Annotated in this window: 37 protein-coding genes; 3 read left to right on the top strand and 34 right to left on the bottom strand. The window is 67.2% G+C overall.

Going from position 1 to position 21,457, the window contains the following annotated elements:
• Positions 1–67: 67 nt before the first annotated feature.
• From rplQ to infA, 7 genes are all read right to left on the bottom strand, one after another.
• Positions 68–589 carry a 50S ribosomal protein L17 gene (rplQ, locus tag F8566_RS06250; protein WP_151558912.1) on the bottom strand — a complete coding sequence of 174 codons (522 nt, stop codon included), beginning with the start codon at positions 587–589 and terminating at the stop codon, positions 68–70.
• 174 nt (positions 590–763) lie between these two features.
• Positions 764–1,777 carry a DNA-directed RNA polymerase subunit alpha gene (locus F8566_RS06255; RefSeq protein ID WP_131741171.1) on the bottom strand — a complete coding sequence of 338 codons (1,014 nt, stop codon included), beginning with the start codon at positions 1,775–1,777 and terminating at the stop codon, positions 764–766.
• 110 nt (positions 1,778–1,887) lie between these two features.
• Positions 1,888–2,517 (bottom strand): 30S ribosomal protein S4, encoded by a 630-nt coding sequence (rpsD, locus tag F8566_RS06260; protein WP_151558914.1) that lies wholly within the window; start codon positions 2,515–2,517, stop codon positions 1,888–1,890.
• Positions 2,518–2,617: 100 nt separating this feature from the next.
• Positions 2,618–3,019 (bottom strand): 30S ribosomal protein S11, encoded by a 402-nt coding sequence (gene rpsK / locus F8566_RS06265; protein ID WP_067486841.1) that lies wholly within the window; start codon positions 3,017–3,019, stop codon positions 2,618–2,620.
• 54 nt (positions 3,020–3,073) lie between these two features.
• The gene (gene rpsM / locus F8566_RS06270) at positions 3,074–3,454 is read right to left on the bottom strand and encodes a 30S ribosomal protein S13 (RefSeq protein WP_151558916.1); all 381 of its coding nucleotides are present in this window, start codon (positions 3,452–3,454) and stop codon (positions 3,074–3,076) included.
• Positions 3,455–3,729: 275 nt separating this feature from the next.
• A complete protein-coding gene (rpmJ, locus tag F8566_RS06275) occupies positions 3,730–3,843 on the bottom strand; it encodes a 50S ribosomal protein L36 (RefSeq protein ID WP_018657566.1) in 114 nt (37 codons plus the stop codon).
• 65 nt (positions 3,844–3,908) lie between these two features.
• Entirely contained in the window at positions 3,909–4,130 is a 222-nt protein-coding gene (gene infA, locus F8566_RS06280) for a translation initiation factor IF-1 (RefSeq protein WP_018657567.1), read from the bottom strand.
• A 276-nt stretch (positions 4,131–4,406) separates the two neighbouring features.
• Between infA and F8566_RS06285 the strand changes: the two genes are divergently transcribed.
• Positions 4,407–4,955, top strand: coding sequence for a hypothetical protein (locus F8566_RS06285; protein WP_151558918.1), 549 nt, complete (start codon positions 4,407–4,409; stop codon positions 4,953–4,955).
• Between the two features lie 14 nt (positions 4,956–4,969).
• Here F8566_RS06285 and F8566_RS06290 read toward each other — a convergent pair whose 3' ends face one another.
• Together F8566_RS06290 and F8566_RS06295 are read right to left on the bottom strand one after the other, a co-directional pair.
• Positions 4,970–5,587 carry a sortase domain-containing protein gene (locus F8566_RS06290; protein ID WP_151558920.1) on the bottom strand — a complete coding sequence of 206 codons (618 nt, stop codon included), beginning with the start codon at positions 5,585–5,587 and terminating at the stop codon, positions 4,970–4,972.
• Positions 5,580–6,029, bottom strand: coding sequence for a hypothetical protein (locus F8566_RS06295; RefSeq protein ID WP_151558922.1), 450 nt, complete (start codon positions 6,027–6,029; stop codon positions 5,580–5,582). Before F8566_RS06295 ends, F8566_RS06290 begins: the two co-directional genes overlap by 8 nt.
• Positions 6,030–6,225: 196 nt before the next feature.
• On the opposite strand from F8566_RS06295, the gene F8566_RS06300 reads away from it, so the two are divergent.
• Positions 6,226–7,035 carry a phosphodiesterase gene (locus tag F8566_RS06300; RefSeq protein WP_151558924.1) on the top strand — a complete coding sequence of 270 codons (810 nt, stop codon included), beginning with the start codon at positions 6,226–6,228 and terminating at the stop codon, positions 7,033–7,035.
• Between the two features lie 511 nt (positions 7,036–7,546).
• Here F8566_RS06300 and F8566_RS06305 read toward each other — a convergent pair.
• The 4 genes from F8566_RS06305 to secY are packed head-to-tail and all read right to left on the bottom strand — an operon-like array spanning position 7,547 to position 10,806.
• Positions 7,547–7,987 carry a DUF1707 SHOCT-like domain-containing protein gene (locus tag F8566_RS06305; RefSeq protein ID WP_225992910.1) on the bottom strand — a complete coding sequence of 147 codons (441 nt, stop codon included), beginning with the start codon at positions 7,985–7,987 and terminating at the stop codon, positions 7,547–7,549.
• A gap of 28 nt (positions 7,988–8,015) precedes the next feature.
• The gene (gene map / locus F8566_RS06310) at positions 8,016–8,825 is read right to left on the bottom strand and encodes a type I methionyl aminopeptidase (protein ID WP_151558926.1); all 810 of its coding nucleotides are present in this window, start codon (positions 8,823–8,825) and stop codon (positions 8,016–8,018) included.
• 29 nt (positions 8,826–8,854) lie between these two features.
• The gene (locus F8566_RS06315; protein ID WP_151558928.1) at positions 8,855–9,508 is read right to left on the bottom strand and encodes an adenylate kinase; all 654 of its coding nucleotides are present in this window, start codon (positions 9,506–9,508) and stop codon (positions 8,855–8,857) included.
• Positions 9,508–10,806 carry a preprotein translocase subunit SecY gene (gene secY / locus F8566_RS06320; RefSeq protein ID WP_151558930.1) on the bottom strand — a complete coding sequence of 433 codons (1,299 nt, stop codon included), beginning with the start codon at positions 10,804–10,806 and terminating at the stop codon, positions 9,508–9,510. Before secY ends, F8566_RS06315 begins: the two co-directional genes overlap by 1 nt.
• A 369-nt stretch (positions 10,807–11,175) precedes the next feature.
• Between secY and F8566_RS49665 the strand changes: the two genes are divergently transcribed.
• Positions 11,176–11,748 carry a hypothetical protein gene (locus F8566_RS49665; protein WP_192809539.1) on the top strand — a complete coding sequence of 191 codons (573 nt, stop codon included), beginning with the start codon at positions 11,176–11,178 and terminating at the stop codon, positions 11,746–11,748.
• Positions 11,749–11,834: 86 nt separating this feature from the next.
• On the opposite strand, the gene rplO is transcribed toward F8566_RS49665, so the two are convergent.
• From rplO to rpsJ, 21 genes are all read right to left on the bottom strand, one after another.
• Positions 11,835–12,314: a 50S ribosomal protein L15 gene (gene rplO, locus F8566_RS06335; RefSeq protein ID WP_151558934.1), complete on the bottom strand. Its 480-nt coding sequence runs from the start codon at positions 12,312–12,314 to the stop codon at positions 11,835–11,837.
• A 1-nt stretch (position 12,315) separates the two neighbouring features.
• On the bottom strand, positions 12,316–12,498 hold the full coding sequence (gene rpmD / locus F8566_RS06340; protein WP_151558935.1) for a 50S ribosomal protein L30: 183 nt from the start codon (positions 12,496–12,498) through the stop codon (positions 12,316–12,318).
• The gene (gene rpsE / locus F8566_RS06345) at positions 12,495–13,118 is read right to left on the bottom strand and encodes a 30S ribosomal protein S5 (RefSeq protein WP_449691111.1); all 624 of its coding nucleotides are present in this window, start codon (positions 13,116–13,118) and stop codon (positions 12,495–12,497) included. Before rpsE ends, rpmD begins: the two co-directional genes overlap by 4 nt.
• Positions 13,119–13,155: 37 nt before the next feature.
• Positions 13,156–13,542, bottom strand: coding sequence for a 50S ribosomal protein L18 (rplR, locus tag F8566_RS06350; RefSeq protein ID WP_151558940.1), 387 nt, complete (start codon positions 13,540–13,542; stop codon positions 13,156–13,158).
• Between the two features lie 2 nt (positions 13,543–13,544).
• Positions 13,545–14,081, bottom strand: coding sequence for a 50S ribosomal protein L6 (gene rplF, locus F8566_RS06355; RefSeq protein ID WP_151558942.1), 537 nt, complete (start codon positions 14,079–14,081; stop codon positions 13,545–13,547).
• Between the two features lie 16 nt (positions 14,082–14,097).
• On the bottom strand, positions 14,098–14,496 hold the full coding sequence (gene rpsH, locus F8566_RS06360; RefSeq protein WP_151558944.1) for a 30S ribosomal protein S8: 399 nt from the start codon (positions 14,494–14,496) through the stop codon (positions 14,098–14,100).
• 170 nt (positions 14,497–14,666) lie between these two features.
• Positions 14,667–14,852: a type Z 30S ribosomal protein S14 gene (locus F8566_RS06365; RefSeq protein WP_018657585.1), complete on the bottom strand. Its 186-nt coding sequence runs from the start codon at positions 14,850–14,852 to the stop codon at positions 14,667–14,669.
• Between the two features lie 2 nt (positions 14,853–14,854).
• Positions 14,855–15,430: a 50S ribosomal protein L5 gene (gene rplE, locus F8566_RS06370; RefSeq protein ID WP_151558946.1), complete on the bottom strand. Its 576-nt coding sequence runs from the start codon at positions 15,428–15,430 to the stop codon at positions 14,855–14,857.
• Positions 15,431–15,432: 2 nt separating this feature from the next.
• The gene (gene rplX, locus F8566_RS06375) at positions 15,433–15,741 is read right to left on the bottom strand and encodes a 50S ribosomal protein L24 (RefSeq protein WP_151558948.1); all 309 of its coding nucleotides are present in this window, start codon (positions 15,739–15,741) and stop codon (positions 15,433–15,435) included.
• Positions 15,741–16,109 carry a 50S ribosomal protein L14 gene (rplN, locus tag F8566_RS06380; RefSeq protein WP_026414311.1) on the bottom strand — a complete coding sequence of 123 codons (369 nt, stop codon included), beginning with the start codon at positions 16,107–16,109 and terminating at the stop codon, positions 15,741–15,743. The genes rplX and rplN overlap by 1 nt, the downstream gene beginning before the upstream one ends.
• Before the next feature lie 61 nt (positions 16,110–16,170).
• Entirely contained in the window at positions 16,171–16,443 is a 273-nt protein-coding gene (rpsQ, locus tag F8566_RS06385) for a 30S ribosomal protein S17 (protein WP_151558950.1), read from the bottom strand.
• Positions 16,436–16,696, bottom strand: a complete 261-nt coding sequence (rpmC, locus tag F8566_RS06390) for a 50S ribosomal protein L29 (protein ID WP_151558952.1) — start codon at positions 16,694–16,696, stop codon at positions 16,436–16,438. The genes rpsQ and rpmC overlap by 8 nt, the downstream gene beginning before the upstream one ends.
• On the bottom strand, positions 16,696–17,115 hold the full coding sequence (gene rplP / locus F8566_RS06395) for a 50S ribosomal protein L16 (RefSeq protein WP_151558954.1): 420 nt from the start codon (positions 17,113–17,115) through the stop codon (positions 16,696–16,698). Before rplP ends, rpmC begins: the two co-directional genes overlap by 1 nt.
• Positions 17,116–17,122: 7 nt before the next feature.
• Positions 17,123–17,956, bottom strand: a complete 834-nt coding sequence (gene rpsC, locus F8566_RS06400) for a 30S ribosomal protein S3 (RefSeq protein WP_151558956.1) — start codon at positions 17,954–17,956, stop codon at positions 17,123–17,125.
• Positions 17,956–18,336 carry a 50S ribosomal protein L22 gene (gene rplV, locus F8566_RS06405; RefSeq protein WP_151558958.1) on the bottom strand — a complete coding sequence of 127 codons (381 nt, stop codon included), beginning with the start codon at positions 18,334–18,336 and terminating at the stop codon, positions 17,956–17,958. The genes rpsC and rplV overlap by 1 nt, the downstream gene beginning before the upstream one ends.
• A 28-nt stretch (positions 18,337–18,364) precedes the next feature.
• Entirely contained in the window at positions 18,365–18,646 is a 282-nt protein-coding gene (gene rpsS, locus F8566_RS06410) for a 30S ribosomal protein S19 (RefSeq protein ID WP_151558960.1), read from the bottom strand.
• Between the two features lie 12 nt (positions 18,647–18,658).
• Positions 18,659–19,492, bottom strand: coding sequence for a 50S ribosomal protein L2 (gene rplB, locus F8566_RS06415; protein WP_151558962.1), 834 nt, complete (start codon positions 19,490–19,492; stop codon positions 18,659–18,661).
• Positions 19,493–19,534: 42 nt separating this feature from the next.
• On the bottom strand, positions 19,535–19,834 hold the full coding sequence (gene rplW / locus F8566_RS06420; protein ID WP_151558964.1) for a 50S ribosomal protein L23: 300 nt from the start codon (positions 19,832–19,834) through the stop codon (positions 19,535–19,537).
• A 13-nt stretch (positions 19,835–19,847) separates the two neighbouring features.
• The gene (gene rplD, locus F8566_RS06425) at positions 19,848–20,450 is read right to left on the bottom strand and encodes a 50S ribosomal protein L4 (RefSeq protein WP_151558966.1); all 603 of its coding nucleotides are present in this window, start codon (positions 20,448–20,450) and stop codon (positions 19,848–19,850) included.
• Positions 20,447–21,097: a 50S ribosomal protein L3 gene (gene rplC, locus F8566_RS06430; protein WP_151558968.1), complete on the bottom strand. Its 651-nt coding sequence runs from the start codon at positions 21,095–21,097 to the stop codon at positions 20,447–20,449. The genes rplD and rplC overlap by 4 nt, the downstream gene beginning before the upstream one ends.
• A gap of 14 nt (positions 21,098–21,111) precedes the next feature.
• A complete protein-coding gene (rpsJ, locus tag F8566_RS06435; RefSeq protein ID WP_018657599.1) occupies positions 21,112–21,420 on the bottom strand; it encodes a 30S ribosomal protein S10 in 309 nt (102 codons plus the stop codon).
• Positions 21,421–21,457 lie beyond the last annotated feature (37 nt).

Raw genomic sequence — 21,457 nt, forward strand, 5'->3', positions numbered from 1 at the left:
CCTGTTCATGTCGTGCCAAGAGGCAGGGCGCCCGAGCTCCCGCGAGTGCGGGGCCGGTCGCCGCTGGTCACTCGGACTTTTCGGCCTTGGCCTCGGTGGCCTCGTCGGCCTCGCCGGTGGTCGCCTCGTCGGCGGCCTCGGCCTTGGCGGTGTCGACCTTGGCGGTGTCGACCTTCTCCTCCGCCGTGTCCGCGGCCTTCGGCGCGACCGTGGTCGCGGTGGAGGCGGTCAGCTGCTCCTGCACCAGCTCGATGACGGCCATGGGGGCGTTGTCGCCCTTACGCGGCCCGAGCTTGGTGATGCGGGTGTAGCCACCGGGACGGTTCTCGAACTTCGGCGCGATCTCGGTGAAGAGCTCGTGCAGAACGTTCTTGTCGCGGATCGTCCGGGCCACCAGGCGACGGTTGTGCAGGTCGCCCTTCTTGGCCTTGGTGATCAGCTTCTCCGCCAGGGGACGGACCCGCCGGGCCTTGGCCTCGGTCGTGGTGATGCGACCGTGCTCGAACAGCGCCGTGGCCAGGTTGGCCAGGATGAGCCGCTGGTGCGCGGCGCTGCCGCCGAGGCGGGCACCCTTGGTGGGCTGAGGCATGTCGTTTCCTTCCTGCACCGGCCGTACCAGGTACCGGTGTCAGCTCATGTCCGCACCGGCGGTCGCCGGTGTCGGCTCTTTCCGCGCCGGCCGTACGAGGTACCGGCGGCGGCCGTGCCCGCCGTGACCGGAGCCGAACCCCGGCCGCGACGGGCCTTGACGTGTCTTACGCGCTCAGTACTGCTCGGTCTCGGCGTAGCTCTGGTCGTCGTCGCCGTAGTTGTCCGCCGCCGCGCTCGGGTCGAACCCAGGCGGGGAGTCCTTGAGTGACAGCCCCATGTCGTTGAGCTTCTGCTTGACCTCTTCGATCGACTTGGCGCCGAAATTCCTTATATCCAAGAGGTCCTGCTCGCTGCGGGCGACCAGCTCGCCCACAGAGTGGATGCCCTCGCGCTTGAGGCAGTTGTACGACCGCACCGTGAGGTTGAGCTCCTCGATCGGCAGGGCCAGGTCCGCGGCGAGCGCGGCGTCCGTCGGGGACGGGCCCATGTCGATGCCCTCGGCCTCGACGTTGAGCTCCCGGGCCAGGCCGAACAGCTCGACCAGGGTCTTGCCGGCGGAGGCCACCGCGTCACGCGGGAGCATCGCCTGCTTGGTCTCGACGTCCAGGATCAGACGGTCGAAGTCGGTGCGCTGCTCGACACGGGTCGCCTCGACCTTGTAGGTGACCTTGAGCACGGGCGAGTAGATGGAGTCGATCGGAATCCGGCCGATCTCCTGGCCCGGCTGCTTGTTCTGGGCCGCCGAGACGTAGCCGCGGCCGCGCTCGACCGTCAGCTCCATCTCCAGCTTGGCCTTGTTGTTGAGCGTGGCGATGTGGAGGTCCGGGTTGTGGACCTCGACGCCCGCCGGCGGCGCGATGTCGGCCGCGGTCACCTCGCCCGGGCCCTGCTTGCGCAGGTACATGACCACGGGCTCGTCGTGCTCGGAGGAGACGACCAGCTCCTTGAGGTTGAGGATGATGTCGGTGACATCCTCCTTGACCCCGGGGACGGTCGAGAACTCGTGGAGAACGCCCTCGATCCGGATGCTGGTGACGGCCGCACCGGGGATCGAGGAGAGCAGGGTACGACGCAGCGAGTTGCCGATCGTGTAGCCGAAGCCCGGCTCCAGCGGCTCGATGGTGAACCGCGACCGGTACTCGTCGACCTGCTCTTCGGTGAGAGTGGGACGCTGAGCGATGAGCATGGTTGAACCTTCTTTCCGCGGTGCCCGCTATATGACGACCGCAGTACTTTCCTTCCGCCCCGTCGCCGTGATCACACCTGAAGGCATGATCACGGCGGCGGAATGAGCCCTTACTTGGAGTAGAGCTCGACGATCAACTGCTCCTGGACCGGCGCGTCGATCTGCTGCCGGACCGGGAGGGAGTGCACGAGGATGCGCATGGCGCCCTCGGTGACGATGCCGAGCCAGGCCGGGACCTGCTGCTCGCCGGCTTCCGCGCGAGCGACCACGAAGGGGGTCATCTCGAGCGACTTCTGCCGGACCTCGACGATGTCGGCCTCGCCGACCAGGAAGGACGGGATGTCGACCTTCTTGCCGTTGACCTTGAAGTGGCCGTGGCGGATCAGCTGGCGGGCGGCGTCGCGCGACTTGGCGAAGCCGGCGCGGTAGACGACGTTGTCGAGGCGGCGCTCGAGCAGGGTGAGGAGGTTCTCACCGGTCTTGCCGCCCTGGCGGTTGGCCTCGACGTAGTAGTTGCTGAACTGGCGCTCGAGCACGCCGTAGATGCGCTTGGCCTTCTGCTTCTCGCGCAGCTGGAGCAGGTACTCGGTCTCCTTGGGACGACCGCGGCCGTGCTCACCCGGCGGGTAGGGCCGGATCTCGATCGGGCACTTGGGGCCCATGCACTTGCTGCCCTTGAGGAACAGCTTCATCTTCTCCCGACGGCAAAGCTTGCAGTCGGCACCCGTGTAACGAGCCATTGTTCTAGATCTCCCCTGCCTCAGACCCGGCGACCGCTTTGGTGAGCCCTGCGGCGGGCGCCCATGCCGACCATGGCAAATTCCAGCTTGCTCATGACGGTCAGACCCTCCTGCGCTTCGGCGGGCGGCAGCCGTTGTGCGGAACCGGCGTGACGTCCTGGATCGAGCCCACCTCGAGGCCGGTCGCCTGGAGCGACCGGATGGCGGTCTCGCGGCCCGAGCCCGGGCCCTTCACGAAGACGTCGACCTTCCGCATGCCGTGCTCCATGGCGCGGCGGGCGGCGGACTCGGCGGCCTGCTGGGCGGCGAACGGGGTGGACTTGCGCGAGCCCTTGAAGCCCACGTGGCCCGAGGAGGCCCAGGAGATCACGTTCCCGTTGGGGTCGGTGATCGAGACGATCGTGTTGTTGAACGTGCTCTTGATGTGGGCGTGCCCGTGAGCGACGTTCTTCTTTTCCTTGCGGCGCACCTTCTTGGCGCCGACACGGCTCTTAGGAGGCATGTGCTCTCTCTACTCTGAGGTCATCGATCCAACTCGGACCGAAGTCCGGGCGGACTACTTCTTGCCGGCCTTCTTCTTGCCGGCCACGGTCTTCTTCTTGCCCTTGCGGGTACGCGCGTTGGTCTGCGTGCGCTGACCGTGCACGGGGAGACCGCGGCGGTGCCGGATCCCCTGGTAGCTACCGATCTCGATCTTGCGGCGGATGTCCGCCTGGATCTCGCGGCGAAGGTCACCCTCGACCTTGTAGTTCGACTCGATCCAGTCACGGAGCTTGACCAGTTCTTCGTCACCGAGCTGGTGAACCCGCAGGTCCGGGTTGACGCCGGTGTTCTTCAGCGTCTCCTGGGCGCGGGTACGACCGACACCGAAGACGTAGGTGAGAGCGATCTCGACGCGCTTGTCACGCGGGAGATCGACGCCGAGGAGGCGTGCCATCGTGGGCAGTTCCCTTCATTTGCGGAGGTATTGGCGCATCGCGATCCGCTCACACCCTGCCCGGGTGGCGGCCTCGGCCTCCGTCCGAGGGTCTCCCTTCACACGACCGTGCCGTACGACCTGATCTTGGCGATCGGCCCCCGGAGATCCGGGGACCGTCCCCCGGGTGAACACTCACCTGGGGGTGGAAGCTCTCGCTTCCCAACAGGATCAGATGCGTACGGCGCCGAAGTGCAAAGCCTGCGATGCGCTGGATTTACTTGTGCGTCAGGTCGTCAGCCCTGGCGCTGCTTGTGACGCGGGTCGGAGCAGATGACCATGACCCGACCGTGCCGGCGAATGACGCGGCACTTCTGGCAGATCTTCTTGACGCTCGGCTTGACCTTCACTGGGTCTCCTAAGAATCAGGGTCACCCCCGCGCCGCCACGCACGGGGAAGGCAACCCCAGTGGGATTACTTGTAGCGGTAGACGATCCGACCACGCGTGAGGTCGTAGGGGCTCAGCTCCACGACGACGCGGTCGTCCGGCAGGATCCGGATGTAGTGCATCCGCATCTTGCCGCTGATGTGGGCGAGCACCTTGTGCCCGTTGTCGAGCTCCACCCGGAACATGGCGTTCGGGAGGGACTCGATGACGGTGCCCTCGATCTCGATGGCGCCTTCCTTCTTGGGCATGTCCTCCGCGCTTCACTGATCGGCTCATTGGACTCGGTCCGCGCACACCGAAGGGGAATCCCAGAGGTGAACCGGCCGCACCCATGCCACGTCACCGGAAGGTTCGTGCAGGGAATCAGGCGGCCGACAACGGACCGACATAGGAGTCTACGTCAACCGGCCGCCGAATGTGAAATTCACGCACGATCCTGCCCCGGAGACTACTCCCGACCCAAGCATACAGCGCTCCCGCGTTGTACCTTTCCAGGAGAGATACACCAGGGAGGAGGGATCAGCATGCCCGGCTATGACTTCGTGCTGATCCTCAGCCGCCCGCTCTACGAGGACGAGCTCGATCCCCTGTTCGACCGCACCCATGGCCAGGTGACGGTTTCGATCATCAGTGAGCCGCATCATGCCGAGCGCCCGGGCAACGCCACCTGCACATGGCAGGGCCCGACGCTGGCCACCGCGATCATGGAAGTGATCGCGCACCTCGAGTCCAGCGCCCCCGGCCTCCACGTCGAACGCGTCGAGGCCGACCCGCTCCTCACCATCCGCGACATCGCCGAACGTGTCGGCCGCACGCCCGACTCGGTGCGCCTGGCCATCACCGGCGCCCGCGGTGCGGGCGGCTTCCCCGCCTCCGAGCTCTCCAGCGCCGGGCACCGCCTCTGGCGCTGGTCCAAGGTCGCCGCCTGGTACGACCTGGACGACCCCCAGCTCCGCGAGGCCTGGCCCACCGCGCGTGCGATCAACGGCTGGCTGGCCCTGCGCGATGTGGTCCCCGACGTCGCCCCGGCCCCCGAAGCGATCACGAACGCCCTCTCGGCCGTCGTCGCCTGAAGCTCACATCTGACTCACGTGTCGAGCAGGTCGGAGACCCGGTAGGCGGCGGCGAACGAGCCGTGGACGATCAGGTGATCCGGGTGGGAACGCCACGCGTCGTCGTGGAGGCCCGCGCAGGCGATCAAGCGGAGTTCGGGGGCGCCACGGCGCAGGCACTCGGCCGGGAAGCCCCCGGAGATCTGCTCGGCCGAGGTGATCCTGAACACCGCCACGGTCTCGTCCTCCCTGACGACGCCGACGATGTCGCCCTGCGCCAACTCCCGGAGCCGGGCGAACACCGCCGGGCCGGTCGTGGTCCCGACCCGACCGGCGATCACTGCCGCGCCCGGCTCGCCCGGGCTCGCGCCGCGCGCGTACCAGCCGGCCATGTTGTGCTCGTCGAGCGGCGGTACCTCGATCCGGCCGCTCGCGGTCGTCCCGACGCCGGCCAGCGGCGCGTTCACCCCGATGTTCGGGATCGCGATGGAGACGGGCTGGGACCGGCCCAGCGTGCCCGGCAGCGCCGCCGGACGTCCGGCGGCGGGCTGCGCGCCGCGCCGGACCGTGCGATCGCCCCGCAGCGCACAGCCGATCACGATCTGGGAACGGCCCGCCACGGTTCCAAGGACACGGCGGCAGCGATCAGACATGGGGCTCCGTCCGGCGCCGGCGAGCCCGCCACACCGCGATCCCGACCCCCGCGACGACCACCAGGGTCCCCCCGGCAGCGATCACGGCTCCCCAGCTCTCCTGAGCCGCCGTGTCCGCGGGCACCACCTCGACCGTGCCGGTGATCGTCGACCCGCCCGAGCAGCTCACCTTCACCGGATAGACCCTCGGTGTGGTGGACGCGCCGATCCCGGCCCTCCCCAGCGGCCGGTCGTTCGCCGGCTCCAGGGGCACCCGGACACCGTGGAACGCGTTCGACGTCGCCACCGGATCGACGCAGCTCCCCGGCGCGGAGATCTCGACCGTCTCTCCCGGCCCGGCCCGGACGGGTTTGACCTTCACCCCGTCGTCCACGTGCGGCGCAGCCACCAAGGCGGTACCGATCGCGGCCGCCGCACAGGCTGTCGATAGTCTGCGGATCATCGGTTCCCCTCGGGGGTCGGCTCCACCGGTACACGGAGCCTGTTGATCTTCTTGTCCCCGCGCCAAGTCGACACCGCGGTCAATCGGGCGCAAAGATCGTTCCAGCACTCCGTCCGGTCTCGCGGTCCGGGACCGGCCCGGCCACCCAGTGCGCCGCCCGTGGGTCCGTGATGTGCTTACCAAGGGGGAGGGATCAATGGCGATCATTGCGCAGCTCAGCGACATCCACCTCGCCGCCGGCAAGAACGGTGAGGTCGATGACGACTCCGGCCCCGTACGGGCCCTCCGCGCGGCCGTGTCCAGCCTTCTCGCGCTGCCCGCCCGGCCCGACGCCGTGGTGCTCACCGGTGACCTCGCCGACGGCGGCAGGCCCGCCGAATACGCCCGGCTGCACGCACTGCTGTCGCCGCTGCCGATGGCGGTCTATCCGCTGCCCGGCAACCACGACGACCGCGACGCGCTCCGCGACGCGTTCAGGGACCACCCGGCGGTGGCCGGATCGGGTCAGGACGGCGCACCGGTGCAGTACGCGGTGGACGTCAACGGGGTCCGCCTCGTCTGCTGCGACACCACCGTCTCCGGCAACCCGCACGGCGAAATGGACGACGAACGCCTGGCCTGGCTGGACGACGTCCTGGCCGCCGCACCCGAGACCCCGACGGTCGTGGCGACCCATCACCCGCCCTACCCGCTCGGGATCCGCTTCATCGACGACATGCGCTTCGCCGACACCACCGGATTCGCCAAGACCGTCGCCCGCCATCCGCAGGTGGCCCGGGTGATCAGCGGCCATGTGCACCGCGGCTCGGTGGGCTCGCTCGGCACAACGGTGTGCACGACCTGTCCCAGCACCTACCGGCAGCTCTTCCTGGACCTCACCCGCCCCGGTAGGGCCGCGGTGACCGGAGAACCCGCCGGTTTCGCCGTCCACCTCGTCACCGAGGAGAACGCGACCACCCACTTCGTGCCCACAGGCAACTACCGCCCCCTCATGGAAGTCGACTAAGCCCCCGCAGCAGAGGTCAGCTATTCCGCAAGGCCAGCTACTCCGCAGGTCAGCCGTTCCGGCGGGGACAGTTGCCCGCAAGGTCAGCCGTTCCGACGGGATCGGTTGCACGCAGGGCCAGCCGTCCCGGGCCGGGTCGGTGCCCAGGCGAGGTCAGCCGTCCCGGGCGGGTTGGTTGCACGCAGGGCGAGCCATCCCGACAGGATCGACTGCCCGCACGGCCAGCCATCCCAGCAGGATCGACTGCCCGCACGGCCAGCCATCCCAGCAGGATCAGCTGCCCGCACGGCCAGCCATCCCAGCAGGATCAGCTGCCCGCACGGCCAGCCATCCCAGCAGGATCGACTGCCCGCACGGCCAGCCATCCCAGCAGGATCGACTGCCCGCACGGCCAGCCATCCCAGCAGGGTCAGCTGCCCGCAGAGCAAGCCATCCCAGCAGGATCGGCTACACGCATGGTCAGCCGTTCCGGTGGGGTCAGTTGCTCGCAGGGTGAGTCTTTCCGGCGGGGTCAGTTGTCGCGGCGGGGGCCGAAGATCGTACGCATGAGCAGGATGGCGCCCCAGGGGCCGGCTACCCACAGGAACCACGGGTAGGCGGCGCCAGTGGTCAGGGCGACGATCAGCCAGACCGTGAAGCAGATCGCGCTCACCGAGGCCCAGCTCGCCCACATGGCCGCGGGCCCGGTCAGGGAGATCTCGCCAAAGTTCTGCTTGGCGGGGAGGTTCGTCGTCGAACGGTGGGAAGCCGGGACAGGGAGGGCGTACAGGTCTTCCTCGGGGAGATCTGACGTGACCTCCTGCAGGTCCCCGAGGGTCTTGGCCGCGTAGGTGGCCTCCAGCCGCTCGTGCAGCTCGTCCATCGTGATGCGGCCTTCGGCGCAGTGTTCGCGCAGAGCCGTGGCCACACGATCCCGGTCGGCGTCCGATGCGCGCATCTCAGGGTTCGTCATGGCCACCCCTTCGGGGATCGGGAGGGTCCTACCCCTCAAGCTTGGCGAACCACTCCCGGCCCTCGTCAAGGGCCGTCAGCACGCGCGGGCCGTCCGCCGTCACGGCGAACGTGTGCTCAAAGTGCGCGGAGTAGGCGCCGTCCGTGGTGATCACGGTCCAGCCGTCCTCCAGCTCGACCGTCGCCTTGGTGCCGAGATTGACCATCGGCTCGACCGCGAAGCACATCCCGACCTCCAGCACGGGCCCGTGACCGGGGGCGCCGTGATTGGGGATCAGCGGGTCCATGTGCATCTCGGTCCCGATGCCGTGGCCCCCATAGCCCTCAACGATGCCGTAAGGGCCCTGAGAGCGAATGTGGGACTCGATCGCATGCGACATGTCCGTGAGCCTGGCTCCGGCCACTCCGGCCTTCAGACCGTGCCACAGGGACGTCTCGGTGACCTCCAGCAGCTTGGTCAGCTCGGGCGTGACCTCTCCCACCGGAACGGTGATCGCCGAGTCGCCGTGCCAGCCCTCCACGATGGCGCCGCAGTCGATCGAGATGACGTCGCCGTCCTTGAGCACCTTCGAGTCGCGCGGGATACCGTGCACGATCTCCTCGTTCACCGAGGCGCAGATCGTGCCGGGGAAGCCGTGGTAACCCTTGAACGAGGGGATGCCGCCGTGGTCGCGGATGTTCTGCTCGGCGATGGTGTCCAGGTCGAGCGTCGTGATGCCGGGCTTGACCGCCTCGCGCAGCAGCTGCAGGGTCTCACCGACCAGCAGGCCCGCCTTGCGCATCAGCTCGATCTGCTCGGCGGTCTTCATCTGGATCACAGGCCTGCGCCGTTTGAACATGTCTCCCCCTGGATCACGGTCGTCAGGGGTCATCTCTCCAGAGGGCGCAGCTCGTCCAGCGCGCGCTTGGTGACCTCCTCGACCGGACCGGTCGCGTCGATACCCTTCAGGATGCCTTCATCGGCGTAGAACTGGACCAGCGGGGCGGTTTGTTCCTGGTAGACCTCGAGCCGGTGGCGGACGACGTCTTCCTTGTCGTCGTCACGCTGGAAGAGATGGCCGCCGCAGTCGTCGCAGACGTCGTCCCTCTTGTCGTCGAAGTCGACGTGCCAGATGCGACCGCACCGCTCGCACGTGCGCCGGCCCGACAGCCGCCGCACGACCTCGTCCTCGTCGACGACGAGCTCCAGGACGATGTCGAGCCTGGCGTCGAAGTCGGAGGAAAGGATCTTCTTCAGCGTCTCGGCCTGGGGGACGTTGCGCGGGAAGCCGTCCAGCAGGAAGCCGTCCCGCGCGTCGTCCTCGGCAAGCCGGTCGCGCACCATCGCGATGGTGACCTCGTCGGGGACGAGGTCGCCGCGGTCCATGAACTGCTTGGCCTGCCGGCCGAGCTCGGTACCGCCGCTCACGTTGGCTCGGAAGATGTCACCTGTCGAGATCTTCGGGATGGACAGATGCGATGCGATGAACTGGGCCTGCGTCCCCTTGCCCGCTCCAGGGGGGCCCACCAGCACGATACGCACTACCGGAGGAAGCCCTCGTAGTTACGCTGCTGCAACTGAGATTCGACCTGCTTCACGGTATCCAACCCGACGCCGACGACGATGAGAATGCTCGTCCCACCGAACGGGAAGTCGTTGGTCGCCTTCAGCAGTGCGAACGCCACCATCGGGATCAGTGCGACAAGCCCCAGGTACAGCGCACCGGGAGTGGTGATCCGGGTCAGCACGTAGTCGAGGTACTCGGCGGTCGGCCGGCCCGGACGGATGCCTGGGATGAATCCACCATACTTCTTCATGTTGTCGGCCACTTCAGTGGGGTTGAACGTGATCGCCACGTAGAAGTAGGTGAAGAAGATGATGAAGCCGAAGAAGACGGCCATGTGCCAGGCGTTGTCCTGCTGCAGGTAGGGCTGGATCTTGATGACCCACTTGTTCTCCGGCCAGAGCTGGGAGGCCAGCACCGGCAGGTAGAGCAGCGACGAGGCGAAGATGACCGGGATGATGCCGGCCTGGTTGACCTTGAGCGGGATGTAGGTCGAGGTGCCGCCGTACATGCGGCGGCCGACCATTCGCTTGGCGTACTGCACCGGGATCCGCCGCTGGGCCTGTTCGACGAACACGACACCCGCCATGATCGCCAAGCCCACGATGATGACCAGCGCGAAGACGAACGGCGACTTCTTGGTGTAGATGCCCCAGAACTGCGCCGGGAAGATCGCGACCACCTGGGTGAAGATCAGGATGGACATGCCGTTGCCGACGCCGCGATCGGTGATGAGCTCACCGAGCCACATGATCACCGAGGTGCCGGCCACCATGCAGACGACCATGGTGATGATCGGGAAGAGGCCCTTGTCGTAGAGGACGTCCTCCTGCGCCGCATTGCCGAACAACTGGCCCGAACTCGCCATCGCCACGATGCCGGTGCCCTGCAGGATCGCCAGACCGACCGTCAGGTACCGGGTGTACTGCGTGATCTTCGTCGTGCCGGCCTGGCCCTCCTTCTTGAGGGCCTCCAGCCGCGGGATCACCACCGTCAGCAACTGCAAGATGATGCTCGCCGTGATGTAGGGCATGATCCCCAGCGCGAACACCGAAAGCTTCAACAGCGCGCCACCGCTGAACAGGTCGACGAGCTGGAAGACCTGCCCCTGCGACCCCTCCTTGGCGGCGTCGGACGTCTTCTTCAACACCTCGACGTTGACGTTCGGCGTCGGCAGGCTGGAGCCGATCCGGAACACGAGGATGATGAAAAGCGTGAACAGTATCTTTTTACGCAGGTCAGGCGTACGGAAAGCCCGAGCGAACGCGGTCAGCACTATTCCTCCTGCATGACCTGCACCAATGCGGCAGAGTCGATCTGGATCAAATCACCGGGGTGAGCGACGCCGACGCCCCGCCCAGGGGCATACCTTATCTTGCCCCAGGAGCGCACTCACCCACGGCGAAGCGTGACGGCTCCGCCCAGGGTAGCGGCTACCACAGGCGACTTCGAATCATCTCGCTACTAGCGCAAAACCCGTGCCGACGCTTCCTGTGGCTTCCGCCCCGCCCGACACATTCGCACCAGGGTTTGAGCTGGTCCGGAGACACTCCCACGACACTTCCGAGACACAACGGAGACGCAACAGAGACGGGCACGCTTTCCAATTGCGGACGAAGCGCCAAGATCCGAGGGAAGAAGGGTCATGAATCTCAGCGTCAAGCTAGGCACCGTCGCGCTGACCGGTGCCGCCACGCTCTCCCCCATGCTCGCCGCCGGCATCGCCCACGCGGAGTCCGCCCCGGCCGCCGCGTGGTCCACCGTCGTGTCCTCCACCGCCTCGTCCTCCACCGCCTCGTCCACCGTGTCCGCGACCGCGTCCTCCACCGCCGGTTACTCCGCCGTCCGGCTGGCCGACCTCGAAGGCCAGCTGACGCCCGCCGGCCGTGAGGTCCTCAAGGCCGCCCCCAGCTGCGTCTACATGTGGAAGCCGTACAAGCAGAAGTTCAGGAACGGCTGGCACACGGTCATCGGCGGCAAGCTCAAGAACTGCGGCGCCACCTACTTCAAGGTCACGCTCCAGCAGAAGCGGTGGTGGGGTTGGGACGGCCGTTCCAGCAAGACCATCTACCGCAAGGGCAGCGTCAACCCCAAGGTCAAGTGCAAGTCCAACGGCACCTACACCTGGCGAGCTCACGGTAACTGGTACCGGAGGACCCCCAGGGGATCCGAGACTCTCTGGATCGGCGTCACCAAGACGACCCGCCACCGCTGCTAGTGCCGTCCGCTCACATACGAGCGGCTAGGGATGCGACAGGGCCCCGGTCCCCTTGCGGGGGGCCGGGGCCCTGTTCGCGTTCTTGCTTACAGCTCGTCGGCGGTGCCGCCGGCTGCGGCGATCTTCTCCTTGGCGGACTTGGAGAAGGCGTTGACCTTCACCTGGACCGCGACGGAGATGTCGCCGGTGCCGAGGACCTTCACCGGACGGTTGGGGCGCACCGCGCCCTTCGCCGCCAGGTCCTGCGCCGTGACCTCGCCACCCTCGGGGTAGAGCTCGGACAGCTTGTCCAGGTTCACGACCTGGAACTCGACCCGGTTGGGGTTCTTGAAGCCCTTGAGCTTCGGGATGCGGCGGATCAGGGGCATCTGGCCGCCCTCGAACCCGACCGGGACCGTGTTGCGGGCCTTGGTGCCCTTGGTGCCGCGACCGGAGGTCTTGCCCTTGGACGCCTCACCACGGCCCTTGCGGACCTTGGCCTTGTTGGCGCCGGGGGCAGGACGCAGGTCATGCACCTTGAGGGGCGTGCCCTCGGTGGCCGAGGTCTCCTTGTTGAGATCAGCCATGTCAGTCGACCTCCTCGACGGTGACCAGGTGCGCCACCGTCCGGATCATGCCTTGCACCTGCGGGGTGTCCTCACGAACGGTGCTCTGACCGATCTTCTTGAGGCCCAGGGTGCGCAGCGTGTCACGCTGGTTCTGCTTCTCCGAAATCACGGACTTGATCTGCGTGATCTTGAGCTGGCTCATGAGGTCGGTGCCTCCGCCCTCGGCTCGCTGCCGGCGGCGCGCGCCCGCAGCATGGCGGCCGGGGCGACGTCCTCGATCGGCAGGCCGCGCTTGGCCGCGATCTCCTCGGGACGCTTGAGCGCCTTCAGACCGGCGATCGTGGCGTGCACGATGTTGATCGCGTTGTCACTGCCCAGCGACTTGCTCAGCACGTCGTGGATGCCGGCGCACTCCAGCACGGCGCGCACCGGACCACCGGCGATCACGCCGGTACCGGGGCTGGCCGGGCGCAGCAGGACCTCGCCCGCGGCGTCCCGCGCCTGCACCAGGTGCGGAATGGTGCCCTGGATCCGCGGCACCTTGAAGAAGTGCTTCTTGGCCTCTTCGACGCCCTTGGCGATCGCCGCGGGGACTTCCTTGGCCTTGCCGTAGCCGACGCCGACGGTGCCGTTGCCGTCACCGACGATGACGAGGGCGGTGAAGCTGAAGCGACGACCACCCTTCACGACCTTGGCGACACGGTTGATCGCCACGACCTTCTCGATGTACGACTGGCCCTTGTCGGCGCCACCGCGGCGGTCGTCGCGGCGGCCGTCGCGACGGTCGCCACCCTGACCGCCACCACGCCTCTGCGCTGCCATCAGTGGTTCCTCTTCTCGTTAAGGGAAATAAGGGCCGTCACAGCTGGAGGCCCCCTTCGCGCGCACCGTCCGCGACAGCGGCGACGCGCCCGTGGTACTTGTTGCCGCCACGGTCGAAGACCACGGCGGAGACACCGGCCTCCTTGGCCCGCGCGGCGACGAGCTCGCCGACCTTGCGGGACTTGGCGGTCTTGTCGCCGGAGTCGCTGCGCAGCTCCGCCTCCATCGTCGACGCGTGGGCCAGCGTGTGGCCTGCGGTGTCGTCGATGACCTGGACGAAGACGTGCTTGGTGGAGCGGGTCACGACCAGGCGAGGACGCGCGGCGGTGCCGACGACCTTCTTCCGGACCCGCAGGTGCCGGCGCTTGCGGGACTTGGCCCGCGCCAGCGTGGCCTTTCCGGCCAGGGTCTTGGTGCCTGCCATGACTACTTACCAGCCTTTCCGACCTTGCGACGGATGTGCTCGCCCTCGTAACGCACACCCTTGCCCTTGTAGGGGTCGGGCTTGCGCAGCTTACGGATGTTGGCGGCCACCTCGCCGACCTTCTGCTTGTCGATGCCCTCGACCTTGATCTGGGTCGGCTTCTCGACGGTGAAGGTGATGCCCTCGGGCGCCTCGACCAGGATCGGGTGGCTGTAGCCCAGGGAGAACTCGATGTTCTTGCCCTTGGGAACGGCGCGGTAACCGACACCCTGGATCACGAGGGTCTTGCTGTAACCCTCGGTGACGCCGACGACCATGTTGTTGATGAGTGCGCGAGTGAGACCGTGCAACGCACGCACGGTGTTCACGTCGTTCGGGCGGCCGACGGTGACCGTGCCGTCCTCGAGCTGAACCTCGATCGGCTCGGCCACGACGTGGGACAGCGTGCCCTTGGGCCCCTTGACGGTGACCTCCTGGCCGTCGATCTTCACGTCGACGCCACTGGGCACGGTGATGGGAAGTCGTCCAATACGAGACATGGTTAGAGCCCTCCCCTCACCAGACGTAGGCGAGGACTTCCCCGCCCACGCCACGCTTGCCTGCCTGCCGGTCGGTCATCAGACCGGAGGACGTCGAGATGATCGCGATCCCCAGGCCACCGAGCACCTTCGGCAGGTTGTCCTTCTTGGCGTACACGCGCAGACCCGGCTTCGAGACGCGCTTGATGCCGGCGATCGAACGCTCACGCGTCGGACCGAACTTGAGCTCGATGTTGAGCTTCTTGCCGACCTCGGCGTCCTCGACGCTCCAGCCGGTGATGTAACCCTCCTGCTGGAGGATCTCGGCGATGTGCGCCTTGATCTTCGAGTACGGCATGGCCACCGAGTCGTGGTATGCCGAGTTGGCGTTCCGCAGACGTGTCAACATGTCTGCGATCGGGTCGGTCATCGTCATGGCCTACTGGCCCTCCCTCGCCACGGTTTCCAGGCTCCGGATCCGGATCCGTGGACCTTTGGCGCGGTCGTGGGCACCTTCGTCAGGTGCCCGGTTGGTTATTACAGGCTGATGCCGGCGCGGGCCGTTCCCCAGGCGGTCTCCCTCAGGAGGTCGCGGCCCGCGACCGATCACCAGCTCGACTTGGTGATGCCGGGAAGCTCACCGCGGTGCGCCATCTCACGGAAGCACACTCGGCAGAGGCCGAACTTCCGGTAGACGGAGCGCGGACGGCCGCAGCGCGAGCAACGAGTGTACGCGCGCACGCCGAACTTCGGCTTCCGGGCCGCCTTGGCGATCAGCGACTTCTTCGCCATGCTCAGTTCTCCTTGAAGGGGAAGCCCAGGAGCTTGAGCAGCGCCCGGCCCTCGTCGTCGGTCTTGGCGGAGGTGACGAGCGTGATGTCCATGCCCCGCGAGCGGTCGACCTTGTCCGGGTCGATCTCGTGGAACATGACCTGCTCGGTCAGCCCGAAGGTGTAGTTGCCGTTGCCGTCGAACTGCCGGGGCGACAGGCCCCGGAAGTCACGGATCCGCGGCAGCGCCGTGGACAGCAGCCGGTCCAGGAACTCCCACATGCGGTCGCCGCGCAGCGTGACGTGCGCGCCGATCGGCATGCCCTCGCGCAGCTTGAACTGCGCGATGGACTTGCGAGCCCGGTTGACGGCCGGCTTCTGGCCGGTGATGGCCGAGAGGTCCTTGATGGCACCCTCGATCAGCTTGGCGTCCTTGGCGGCGTCACCCACACCCATGTTGACCACGATCTTGGTCAGGCCGGGGATCTGCATCACGTTGGCGTAGCCGAACTGCTCCTGCAGCGCCTTCGCGATCTCCTCGCGGTAGCGCAGCTTGAGCCGCGGCTGCGGAACGGGGCGCTCGGTGGCGGTCTCGGTCATTGTCAGATCTCCTTGCCGGTACGGCGCGAGACCCGGACCTTCGTGCCGTCCTCGTCGATGCGGTAGCCGGCGCGAACCGGCTTGCCGTCCTCGACGAGAGCCACGTTGCTGACGTGGAGCGGCGCCTCGACCTTGACCTGGCCGCTCTCCTTGCCGGCCCGCTGCGCATCGGCCTTGATGTTCTTGGTAATGATGTTGACGCCCTCGACGACAACACGCTCCCGGCTCGGGTCGACGCGCAGGACCTTGCCCGTCGCGCCCTTGTCCTTGCCGGCGATGACGATGACCTCGTCACCCTTCTTGATCTTCATCACAGCACCTCCGGCGCGAGCGAGATGATTCGCATGAACTTCTTCTCGCGCAGCTCGCGGCCCACCGGGCCGAAGATACGGGTGCCGCGGGGGTCGCCACCGTCCTTGATCAGGACGGCCGCGTTCTCGTCGAAGCGGATGTAGGAGCCATCGGGACGACGACGCTCCTTGCGGGTACGCACGACAACTGCCTTGACGACGTCACCCTTCTTAACGCCGGCGCCGGGAAGGGCGTCCTTCACCGTCGCAACGATGACGTCGCCGACTCCCGCGTAGCGCCGACCCGAGCCGCCGAGCACACGGATGCAAAGGATCTCCTTCGCACCCGTGTTGTCGGCGACCTTGAGTCGCGACTCCTGCTGGATCACGTCAACTCCTGTTCGTCACACCGGTTCTGCCCGCTCCCGGGCAGCCTGGTGGAACCAGTGATTACTTGGCCTTCTCGAGGATCTCGACCACGCGCCACCGCTTGGTGGCCGACAGCGGCCGGGTCTCCATGAGACGGACGCGGTCGCCGACGCCACACTCGTTGGCCTCGTCGTGCGCCTTGTACTTGGTCGTGCGGCGGATCACCTTGTGGTACTTCGCGTGCTTCACGCGGTCCTCGACGGACACGACCACGGTCTTGTCCATCTTGTCGCTGACCACCAGACCCTCAAGGATCTTGCGGGTGCTCCGCTCGTCTGTCTTTTGCTCAGTCATCGTTCGTGCCCTCCTGGGACGCCGCGTCCGTCTCCTCGGCGACCGTGACGATGCCGAGCTCCCGCTCCCGCATCACGGTGTAGATGCGTGCGATCTCGCGCTTCACGGTGCGCAGGCGACCGTGGCTCTCCAGCTGGCCGGTGGCGGCCTGGAAACGAAGGTTGAACAGCTCCTCCTTCGCCTCCTTCAGCTTGGTGACCAGGACGTCCTCGGGCTCGGTCCGCAGATCGTCGGCGGTAAGACCCTTGGCCATCAGGACTCACCCACCTCTCGCTTAACGATCTTGCACTTCATCGGCAGTTTGTGGATCGCGCGGGTGAGCGCCTCCCGAGCGATCTGCTCGTTCGGGTAGGAGATCTCGAACATCACGCGGCCCGGCTTCACGTTGGCCACCCACCACTCGACCGAACCCTTGCCGGAACCCATCCGGGTCTCGGCGGGCTTCTTGGTCAGCGGGCGGTCCGGGAAGATGTTGATCCAGACCTTGCCACCACGCTTGATGTGGCGGGTCATGGCGATACGTGCGGCCTCGATCTGCCGGTTGGTCACGTACGCGCCCTCGACGGCCTGGATGCCGTACTCACCGAAAGTGACCTTCGTACCGCCCTTGGCCATTCCACGGCGCTTCGGGTGGTGCTGCTTACGGTGCTTGACCTTACGAGGGATCAGCATCGCTTACTCAGCTCCCCTCTCCAGTCGGAGCAGCCTCAGCGGACGGCGCCGGCTGCTCGGAACTCTGCTGCTGACGCCCACCGCGCTCGCCGCCACGGCCGCCACGGCCACCGCGGGCACCGCCACGACGGTCACCGCCGCGACGCTCACGGCCACCGCCGCCACCGCCGCCGGTGGCGCGCTGCTGCGCGGCCTTCTGCTCGCGCTCGGCGCGGGTCGCCGCGGCCTCGCCCTTGTAGATCCACACCTTGACGCCGATGCGGCCGAAGGTCGTCCGGGCCTCGTAGAACCCGTAGTCGATGTCGGCGCGCAGCGTGTGCAGCGGGACCTGGCCCTCGCGGTAGAACTCGGACCGGGACATCTCAGCGCCGCCCAGACGGCCGGAGCACTGGACCTTGATGCCCTTGGCGCCCGACTTCATCGCGGACTGGATGGCCTTGCGCATGGCACGGCGGAACGCGACACGGCTGGACAGCTGCTCGGCCACGCCCTGCGCGACGAGCTGGGCGTCGATCTCGGGGTTCTTGACCTCGAGGATGTTCAGCCGCACCTGCTTGCCGGTCAGCTTCTCCAGGTCGCCCCGGAGCCGCTCGGCCTCGGCACCGCGGCGGCCGATGACGATGCCCGGCCGGGCGGTGTGAATGTTGACCTCTACACGGTCACGGGTCCGCTCGATCTCCACCTTGGAGATGCCCGCCCGGTCCATGCCCTTCTGCAGCATGCGCCGGATCTGGACGTCTTCCTTGACGTAGTCCTTGTAGAGCTTGTCGGCGAACCACACGCTCTTGTGGTCGGTGGTGATGCCGAGCCGGAACCCGTGCGGGTTGATCTTCTGACCCACTACCGGGCCCTCCTCGTCTTCTTACCGCCGGCCGAAGCGACGACTTCGTCCTTCGGGGCGACGACCACGGTGATGTGGCTCGTGCGCTTGTTGATGCGGTAAGCCCGACCCTGGGCGCGGGGACGGAAACGCTTGAGCGTCGGCCCCTCGTCCACCCACGCAGCGCTGACGACGAGCGTGTCGGTGTCGAGCTTGAAGTTGTGCTCGGCGTTGGCGATGGCACTCGCGAGCACCTTGCCCACCGGCTCACTGGCGGCCTGTGGGGCGAACCGCAGCACCGCCTGCGCCTCCGCGGCCGGCAGGCCGCGGATGAGGTCCACCACGCGGCGGGCCTTCATGGGCGTGACGCGGATGAACCGCGCCTGGGCCCTGGCTTCCATCGCTGATCCCTCTCTCCTACGTGCCCGCTCAGCCGCGACGGCTGCGGCGGTCTTCCTTGACGTGGCTGCGGAACGTGCGCGTCGGCGCGAACTCCCCGAGCTTGTGTCCCACCATGGCGTCGGTGATGAACACCGGAACGTGCTTGCGGCCGTCGTGCACGGCGATCGTGTGACCGATCATGTCCGGCACGATCATGGAGCGCCGCGACCACGTCTTGATCACGTTCTTGGTGCCCTTGTCGTTCTGGCCTTCCACCTTCTTCATGAGGTGGTCGTCCACGAACGGGCCCTTCTTCAGGCTACGTGGCATGACGAGCGACTCCTACCGCTTCTTCTTGCTGCGACGACGGACGATCAGCCGGTCGCTGGCCTTGTTGGCCTGGCGGGTGCGGCCTTCCTTCTTACCGTTCGGGTTCACCGGGTGCCGACCACCGGAGGTCTTGCCCTCACCACCACCGTGCGGGTGGTCGATCGGGTTCATGGCCACACCGCGGACGGTCGGGCGCTTGCCCTTCCACCGCATACGGCCGGCCTTGCCCCAGTTGATGTTCGACTGCTCGGCGTTGCCGACCTCGCCGACCGTCGCGCGGCAGCGGACGTCCACCATGCGCATTTCGCCGGACGGCATACGCAGCGTGGCGTACTTGCCCTCCTTGGCGAGCAGCTGGACGCCGGCGCCCGCGGAACGGGCGATCTTCGCGCCGCCACCGGGCCGGAGCTCGATGGCGTGGATGACCGTACCCGTCGGGATGTTGCGCAGCGGCAGGCAGTTGCCCGGCTTGATGTCCGAGCCCGCCCCGTTCTCGACCCGGTCGCCCTGCTTCAGGCCCTGCGGCGCGAGGATGTAGCGCTTCTCGCCGTCCGCGTAGTGCAGCAGCGCGATGCGAGCGGTGCGGTTGGGGTCGTACTCGATGTGCGCGACCTTGGCCGGGACCCCGTCCTTGTCGTGCCGACGGAAGTCGATCACTCGGTACGCGCGCTTGTGGCCGCCGCCCTGGTGCCGGGTGGTGATGCGGCCGTGGTTGTTGCGGCCGCCCTTCTTGGGGAGCGGACGCAGCAGCGACTTCTCCGGCTCGCGGCGGGTGACCTCCACGAAGTCGGCCACGCTGGAGCCGCGACGACCCGGAGTCGTCGGCTTGTATTTACGGATGCCCATCTTTTTCGTTCATCCCTTAACTAACTCTTCGATCGCCCCGGCTTACGCCGGGCCGCCGAAGATGTCGATCCGCTCGCCCTCGGCCAGGCTGACGATGGCGCGCTTGGTGTCCTTGCGCTTGCCATAGCCGAACCGGGTGCGCTTGCGCTTGCCCTGGCGGTTGATGGTGTTCACGCTCGTCACCTTGACGTTGAACACCTCCTCGACCGCCTGCTTGATCTGCGTCTTGTTGGCGTCCGGACGGACGATGAACGTGTACTTGTTCTCGTCCAGCAGCCCGTAGCTCTTCTCCGAGACGACCGGCGCGATGATGACGTCACGGGGGTCAGCGATCTTGTTCACGTGGTCCTCCCCCTCACTTCTTCGTCGCGCGCGAGATGAACTCGTCGTAGGCCGCCTGGGTAAAGACGACGACGTCGTTCACCATCACGTCGTAGGTGTTGAGCTGGTCGGAGACGATGACGTGCACGCTCGGCTCGTTGCGCAGGCTCTTCCACGTCAGCTCGTCCTCGCGGTCCAGGACCAGGAGGACGCGCTTGGCGTCGGTGATGCCGCGCAGGTTGGCGAGGGCGGTCTTCGTCTTCGGGGTGTCGCCGTCGATGATGTTGTCCACGACGTGCACCAGGCCGTAGCGGGCACGGTCGGACAGGGCGCCGCGGAGCGCGGCGGCCTTCATCTTCTTCGGCGTCTTCTGGCTGTAGTCCCGCATCTGCGGGCCGTGCACGGTGCCACCGCCGGCGAACTGGGGCGCGCGGGTCGAACCCTGACGGGCGCGGCCGGTGCCCTTCTGCCGGTACGGCTTCTTGCCACCGCCACGGACTTCGCCGCGGGTCTTGGTGGAGTGGGTGCCCTGGCGCGCGGCGGCCAGCTGGGCCACCACGACCTGGTGGATCAACGGGACGCTGGTCTTGGCGTCGAAGATCTCCGCGGGCAGGTCGATGTCTACCTTCGAGGTCACTTGCCCGTTCCCTTCACTGCGTCGCGGACCAGGACCACGCCGCCGTTCGGGCCGGGAACCGCGCCCTTGATGAGCAGCAGGTTCTTCTCGGTGTCGATGGCGTGGACGGTCAGGTTCTGCACGGTGGTCCGGGCGTTGCCGTGCCGACCCGCCATGCGGAGGCCCTTGAAGACGCGACCGGGGGTCGCGCAGCCGCCGATCGAACCCGGTGACCGGTGCTTGCGCTGGGTGCCGTGCGAGGCGCCGAGGCCCTTGAAGCCGTGGCGCTTCATGACACCCGCGGTGCCCTTGCCCTTGCTGGTTCCGGTGACGTCGATCTTCTGGCCGGCCTCGAAGACCTCAACCGTGATCTCCTGGCCGAGTTCGTACTCGGTGGTGTCGTCGGCGCGCAGTTCGACGAGGTAGCGGCGCGGCGTGACGCCGGCCTTCTCGAAGTGACCCGTGCGCGGCTTGTTCACCTTGCGCGGGTCGATCTGCCCGTACCCGATCTGGACGGCGGTGTATCCGTCCTTCTCCTGCGAGCGGAGCTGGGTGACGACACACGGCCCGGCCTGGACGACGGTTACCGGAACGATCCGGCCCTCATCGTCGAAGACCTGGGTCATGCCGAGCTTCTCGCCCAGGACGCCCTTCCTCTGCGTACTCATTTCTGGTGCGTCCCTTAGAGCTTGATCTCGATGTCAACGCCGGCCGGAAGGTCGAGCCGCATGAGCGAGTCGACCGTCTTGGGCGTCGGGTCGATGATGTCGATCAGCCGCTTGTGCGTGCGCATCTCGAAGTGCTCGCGGCTGTCCTTGTACTTGTGCGGCGAGCGGATGACGCAGTACACGTTCTTCTCGGTCGGCAGCGGCACCGGGCCCGCGACCTTGGCGCCCGTCCGCGTCACCGTCTCAACGATCTTCTTCGCGGAGGTGTCGATGACCTCGTGGTCGTAGGCCTTGAGCCGGATGCGGATCTTTTGTCCCGCCATGGTGGCCTCGGTGTCCTTTACTGGTAGTGCCGCTGGT

The sequence above is a fragment of the Actinomadura rudentiformis genome (genome assembly GCF_008923185.1).
GTDB classification, from domain to species: Bacteria; Actinomycetota; Actinomycetes; order Streptosporangiales; family Streptosporangiaceae; genus Spirillospora; species Spirillospora rudentiformis.

What these genes read in the sequence shown, in the direction of transcription:
- F8566_RS06305 (WP_225992910.1), bottom strand. Translation starts at nt 7,987, where the DNA reads ATGACGAACCCTGAGATGCGCGCATCGGACGCCGACCGGGATCGTGTG.
- rplP (WP_151558954.1), bottom strand. Translation starts at nt 17,115, where the DNA reads ATGCTGATCCCTCGTAAGGTCAAGCACCGTAAGCAGCACCACCCGAAG.
- rplQ (WP_151558912.1), bottom strand. Translation starts at nt 589, where the DNA reads ATGCCTCAGCCCACCAAGGGTGCCCGCCTCGGCGGCAGCGCCGCGCAC.
- F8566_RS06300 (WP_151558924.1), top strand. Translation starts at nt 6,226, where the DNA reads ATGGCGATCATTGCGCAGCTCAGCGACATCCACCTCGCCGCCGGCAAG.
- rplX (WP_151558948.1), bottom strand. Translation starts at nt 15,741, where the DNA reads ATGAAGATCAAGAAGGGTGACGAGGTCATCGTCATCGCCGGCAAGGAC.
- rplO (WP_151558934.1), bottom strand. Translation starts at nt 12,314, where the DNA reads ATGGCTGATCTCAACAAGGAGACCTCGGCCACCGAGGGCACGCCCCTC.
- rplB (WP_151558962.1), bottom strand. Translation starts at nt 19,492, where the DNA reads ATGGGCATCCGTAAATACAAGCCGACGACTCCGGGTCGTCGCGGCTCC.
- rpsD (WP_151558914.1), bottom strand. Translation starts at nt 2,517, where the DNA reads ATGGCTCGTTACACGGGTGCCGACTGCAAGCTTTGCCGTCGGGAGAAG.
- rpsS (WP_151558960.1), bottom strand. Translation starts at nt 18,646, where the DNA reads ATGCCACGTAGCCTGAAGAAGGGCCCGTTCGTGGACGACCACCTCATG.
- rpsK (WP_067486841.1), bottom strand. Translation starts at nt 3,019, where the DNA reads ATGCCTCCTAAGAGCCGTGTCGGCGCCAAGAAGGTGCGCCGCAAGGAA.
- rpmC (WP_151558952.1), bottom strand. Translation starts at nt 16,696, where the DNA reads ATGGCCAAGGGTCTTACCGCCGACGATCTGCGGACCGAGCCCGAGGAC.
- rplF (WP_151558942.1), bottom strand. Translation starts at nt 14,081, where the DNA reads ATGTCTCGTATTGGACGACTTCCCATCACCGTGCCCAGTGGCGTCGAC.
- F8566_RS06285 (WP_151558918.1), top strand. Translation starts at nt 4,407, where the DNA reads ATGCCCGGCTATGACTTCGTGCTGATCCTCAGCCGCCCGCTCTACGAG.
- rpmD (WP_151558935.1), bottom strand. Translation starts at nt 12,498, where the DNA reads ATGAGCCAGCTCAAGATCACGCAGATCAAGTCCGTGATTTCGGAGAAG.
- rplC (WP_151558968.1), bottom strand. Translation starts at nt 21,097, where the DNA reads ATGAGTACGCAGAGGAAGGGCGTCCTGGGCGAGAAGCTCGGCATGACC.
- F8566_RS06295 (WP_151558922.1), bottom strand. Translation starts at nt 6,029, where the DNA reads ATGATCCGCAGACTATCGACAGCCTGTGCGGCGGCCGCGATCGGTACC.
- rplE (WP_151558946.1), bottom strand. Translation starts at nt 15,430, where the DNA reads ATGACCGAGACCGCCACCGAGCGCCCCGTTCCGCAGCCGCGGCTCAAG.
- rpsH (WP_151558944.1), bottom strand. Translation starts at nt 14,496, where the DNA reads ATGACGATGACCGACCCGATCGCAGACATGTTGACACGTCTGCGGAAC.
- rpsE (WP_449691111.1), bottom strand. Translation starts at nt 13,118, where the DNA reads ATGGCAGCGCAGAGGCGTGGTGGCGGTCAGGGTGGCGACCGTCGCGAC.
- rpsQ (WP_151558950.1), bottom strand. Translation starts at nt 16,443, where the DNA reads ATGACTGAGCAAAAGACAGACGAGCGGAGCACCCGCAAGATCCTTGAG.
- F8566_RS06255 (WP_131741171.1), bottom strand. Translation starts at nt 1,777, where the DNA reads ATGCTCATCGCTCAGCGTCCCACTCTCACCGAAGAGCAGGTCGACGAG.
- F8566_RS06365 (WP_018657585.1), bottom strand. Translation starts at nt 14,852, where the DNA reads ATGGCGAAGAAGTCGCTGATCGCCAAGGCGGCCCGGAAGCCGAAGTTC.
- rplR (WP_151558940.1), bottom strand. Translation starts at nt 13,542, where the DNA reads ATGGCAGGCACCAAGACCCTGGCCGGAAAGGCCACGCTGGCGCGGGCC.
- rplV (WP_151558958.1), bottom strand. Translation starts at nt 18,336, where the DNA reads ATGGAAGCCAGGGCCCAGGCGCGGTTCATCCGCGTCACGCCCATGAAG.
- F8566_RS49665 (WP_192809539.1), top strand. Translation starts at nt 11,176, where the DNA reads ATGAATCTCAGCGTCAAGCTAGGCACCGTCGCGCTGACCGGTGCCGCC.
- map (WP_151558926.1), bottom strand. Translation starts at nt 8,825, where the DNA reads ATGTTCAAACGGCGCAGGCCTGTGATCCAGATGAAGACCGCCGAGCAG.
- rpsJ (WP_018657599.1), bottom strand. Translation starts at nt 21,420, where the DNA reads ATGGCGGGACAAAAGATCCGCATCCGGCTCAAGGCCTACGACCACGAG.
- infA (WP_018657567.1), bottom strand. Translation starts at nt 4,130, where the DNA reads ATGCCCAAGAAGGAAGGCGCCATCGAGATCGAGGGCACCGTCATCGAG.
- F8566_RS06290 (WP_151558920.1), bottom strand. Translation starts at nt 5,587, where the DNA reads ATGTCTGATCGCTGCCGCCGTGTCCTTGGAACCGTGGCGGGCCGTTCC.
- rpsM (WP_151558916.1), bottom strand. Translation starts at nt 3,454, where the DNA reads ATGGCACGCCTCCTCGGCGTCGATCTCCCGCGTGACAAGCGCGTCGAG.